4 protein-coding genes and 1 pseudogene are annotated in these 3,617 nt (G+C 42.1%); all 5 read left to right on the top strand.

All coding sequences use genetic code 11. The annotated features are described in order from the left end of the window. A partial coding sequence (locus EWV66_RS23595) for a DUF29 family protein (protein WP_287107539.1) occupies positions 1 to 204 on the top strand: 204 nt, incomplete at its 5' end. Positions 205 to 387: 183 nt separating this feature from the next. Further along, positions 388 to 1,011, top strand: a complete 624-nt coding sequence (gene cpcF / locus EWV66_RS23590; protein ID WP_052277700.1) for a C-phycocyanin alpha-cysteine-84 phycocyanobilin lyase subunit CpcF — start codon at positions 388 to 390, stop codon at positions 1,009 to 1,011. A 63-nt stretch (positions 1,012 to 1,074) separates the two neighbouring features. Further along, positions 1,075 to 1,848, top strand: coding sequence for an ABC transporter permease (locus tag EWV66_RS23585; RefSeq protein ID WP_002734025.1), 774 nt, complete (start codon positions 1,075 to 1,077; stop codon positions 1,846 to 1,848). A 221-nt stretch (positions 1,849 to 2,069) separates the two neighbouring features. Further along, on the top strand, positions 2,070 to 2,963 hold the full coding sequence (locus EWV66_RS23580; RefSeq protein ID WP_052277699.1) for an ABC transporter ATP-binding protein: 894 nt from the start codon (positions 2,070 to 2,072) through the stop codon (positions 2,961 to 2,963). 140 nt (positions 2,964 to 3,103) lie between these two features. Continuing rightward, positions 3,104 to 3,284 (top strand): annotated as a pseudogene (locus tag EWV66_RS23575) (DUF4277 domain-containing protein); the annotation flags it as partial. Between the last annotated feature and the right edge of the window lie 333 nt (positions 3,285 to 3,617).

The following is a 3,617-nucleotide window of genomic DNA, read 5'->3' as shown; positions in this document are numbered from 1 at the left end:
AGGCGCAGTCAACGGGAACTAGAAGAACTTTTGAGCGATTCTCCTAGTTTAAAACCCTACTGGGAGCAAGTATTTTTAGATTGCTATGCCACGGCTTTAAAAAGCTTGCGAGATAACCCCAATTATCAATCCTTTAACTTTCCCGATGATTGTCCTTTTTCCCAAGAAATTAGTCAGATTTTACAGAAAAAAGTTTGGCGATAAAATTATCTTTAAAAGTTTGTTGGTGGGGTTAGGATATAGGAGTCAGGAGACAGGAGACAGGAGACAGGAGACAGGAGATTATTTTATTTATTCTCCCCACACCCCACACCCCACACCCCACACCCCACACCCCACACCCCACTTCCCCACTTCCCCACACCCTAACCCCTCTACTGATAAACAATGCTTCCTACCGTTGAGACTTTAATTATTGCCGTCGAAAAAGCCGACTCAGCCAATGGGTTACTAATCGCCGTGGAAAACTTAGCCGCCGCCAAAAGTGAGGCGGCAATACCCACCCTCACCGATGTCCTCAGATATAATAACCCCGGTGCCTCCGTAGCAGCGGTGGATGGTTTAATCGCCATCGGCAAAGCGGCGGTTCCCTATTTACTGGCCAACCTAGACGGTTATAATTATGGGGCGAGAGCTTGGGCAACCCGCGCCCTAGCAGGAATTGGCGATGTGCGAGGATTGGACTTATTGCTTGAGGCGGCGGTGAGTGATTTTTCCTTTAGCGTGCGGCGAGGGGCGGCTAGGGGCTTAGGAAATATAATTTGGTCTGATTTGGAGGAAAGTCGGGTTTTTGAGGCTCAGAAGGCAGTTTTTAAGGCACTGGAGAAACTTTTGCAAGGGGATCCAGAGTGGGTGGTTAGATATGCGGCGATCGTCGGATTGCAGGGATTAGGAACTGCGGCGGCGGCATTTCGCGGGGCGATTCGAGAACTTTTAGGACAGATTGGGGAGACAGAAGCGGAAATAGTGGTAAGATTGCGTGCCGATCAAGCTCTGGAACACTTACAATAACCCTAAGTCACAAAGTAGAAAAACTTATTTCTCTACAGGGAGAAACAATTACACTAACATTCTATGAAATATTGGCAGGAAATTTTAGCGATCGCTCAACGAATTTTAGTGGAATTAATCCGGCGCGGGCGTAGCTTAATCCTCTGGGGCATTTTCCCGATCCTTGTCCTGCTCTTAAATGGCTATATTATGGCAGAAAAAGGCAAAATTGAGCTTGCTGAGGCAATGGCTCTGGCTACTCCTCCCACCCTCGTCGGGGCGGCACTTTTCTTTAGTTGTTTGGGGGGAACCGTGGCGACGGTAGTAGCAGAAAGGGAACAACAAACGATTAAACGGTTATTTTTATCGCCTTTAAGCGGTGTTTCCTATTTTATCGGCATTTTTCTCGCCCATTGTGTGATTGCTGCCTGTCAGACAGTTTTAGTTTATTCTATTGCTAAACAGTATGGAGCCACTTTTAAAGGCTCAATTCCTCTAGAATTATTAATTATTTTCCTTAGTATCACCGCCTATGTGGGTTTAGGATTTATCCTCGGTACTCAACTGGCGAAAAGAACAGAAGATGTTAATGCTTTGGTGGGAACTTTTGGGGTTCCTTTATTAATTTTAGGCGGCGTTTTTCTCCCCACTGCTTTATTCCCCGACAATATTCTATCTCTGGCTAAATATAACCCGATCTACCACATGAATGAAGCTTTAATTGCTGTTTGGGCAAAGGGCGAAAATCTAGAAGATATTAGCTCTCATTTTCGCTTTCTCTGTCTTTTTGCTCTAGCTATGGTAGCAGGTGGTTGGCTTACCTATCGACAAATGTTAAACCTTGAACGCCGATTGTAAATCAGTGATCGGTTATCAGTGATCAGTTAGGTAGGGTGGGTTAGGCGAAGACAAATTATCAGACTTAATCATTAATTTATCTATTCGCCGTAACCCACCATCAGTTATTCAGCTTCTTAGTTTTTCAGTGTAGTTAGCCAATTTCCCTGTTATTCGTACTATTACCTAGCTGACGGCTGATGACCTAAAAAAGCCTGACTATCCTTATTACTTTATTAAAAATGCTGACTATTAGTAATGTCAAAAAAAATTACGGAAGACGCTTAGTATTAGATCAATTAAACTTTCATATTGAAGCGGGGGAAATTTACGGTTTACTCGGTCCCAATGGTGCGGGAAAAACCACCACTATTAACTTAATTTGTAATTTATTAAAACCCTCATCGGGAGAAATTACCTTTAATTATTTGCCAATTTCCAGAGTTACTAAAGAATTAATTGGGGTTGCACCGCAAGAAAATTTATTGTACAAATCCCTTACTTGTGAGGAAAATCTCAACTTTTTTGCTCAGATTTATGGACTCGATCGCCCCCAGCGTCGTCATCGGATCAAAACCAGTTTATCCGCAGTAAATTTGCTTGATCGCGCCCGTAGTCCGGTGGAAACTTTAAGCGGTGGAATGCAGCGCCGAATGAATATTGCCGTGGCTATTGTTCATCAGCCAAAATTATTAATTCTTGATGAACCAACTACCGGTTTAGACATCGAATCTCGCTATGAAATTTGGGATTTAATCGGAGAATTACGGCGACAGGGAATGACAATTTTATTAACTACCCATCTCCTCGATGAAGCACAGCGTCTCTGTCAACGTATAGGAATTTTAAAACAAGGTCGTATTATTGCCGAAGGTAATTTAAATCAGCTGCGTCAGCACATTCCTGCTAAGGAAATTATTATCATGGATACCCAGGATCAAGAAGCGGCAATTAATCGAGGGAAACAATTAGGATTTACTCCCAAATTTTACGGTAAAGATTTAGCTTTTTGGTTAGATGAACACCTAGAATTAAGCGAGATTATTCGGGCATTCGACGGCATTAATATTGATTCTATCGCCCGTCAGACCGTACAGTTAGAACATATTTATATGGAAATTATGAATCAATTTTAAACCAGTTTTTGAGAATTCAGGTTGATGATCGGCATTTTTTCGGTAATTTACCTCAATTGAGTTAAATCGCCGTTTTTAACCGTCATATTCTTGGAAAACTGAGGCGAGTGGGCTGTTCGACCATGACTTAATCAACAGAAATTCAAGTTAAAAATCTAGACCATCTAGGATTAGTAGCTGGAATTATAGATGAAATAGGAATCGTTGAAATTATTAACGAACAAGTATCAATGGGTTCCAGGAGAAATTGTCACAGCTGGGCAAGTCGTGAAAGCGATTATCCTGAACGGATTGGGATTTGTCTCCCCAGCCTTGCATTTAGGGTCTGCTGAAAAAGTTTTTCGGTGGGAGTAGGGTGTGGGGTGTGGGGGATAGGGTGTAGGGTTTTACCGATTTTCAGGGGGTCAATTACCTAATTTTCAGGGAAAAAGTGCCTAAATTTCCCCCCCGATCCCTCCAATGGCTGGCACTTTTTGATTTCAAAAAAGCCTAAAAATATTATCCAACAAGGTTTTTAGATTTATTTAGCCAACCCTATCTAGGGTTTGCTGAATAACTGTGAAATACTTATGATATAAGGATTACAGCCATATTAAATTCCCAAAAAGTCAAGAAAAAGGGACAGAAAACGGCTAAAATTGCTAAAATACCCTT

The sequence above is a fragment of the Microcystis sp. M_OC_Ca_00000000_C217Col genome (assembly GCF_007095585.1).
GTDB classification, from domain to species: domain Bacteria; phylum Cyanobacteriota; class Cyanobacteriia; order Cyanobacteriales; family Microcystaceae; genus Microcystis; species Microcystis panniformis.
The sequence above is the reverse complement of the archived record's forward strand: the minus strand, read 5'-3'. Positions and strand labels throughout refer to the sequence as shown.

What these genes read in the sequence shown, in the direction of transcription:
- EWV66_RS23580 (WP_052277699.1), top strand. Translation starts at nt 2,070, where the DNA reads ATGCTGACTATTAGTAATGTCAAAAAAAATTACGGAAGACGCTTAGTA.
- EWV66_RS23585 (WP_002734025.1), top strand. Translation starts at nt 1,075, where the DNA reads ATGAAATATTGGCAGGAAATTTTAGCGATCGCTCAACGAATTTTAGTG.
- cpcF (WP_052277700.1), top strand. Translation starts at nt 388, where the DNA reads ATGCTTCCTACCGTTGAGACTTTAATTATTGCCGTCGAAAAAGCCGAC.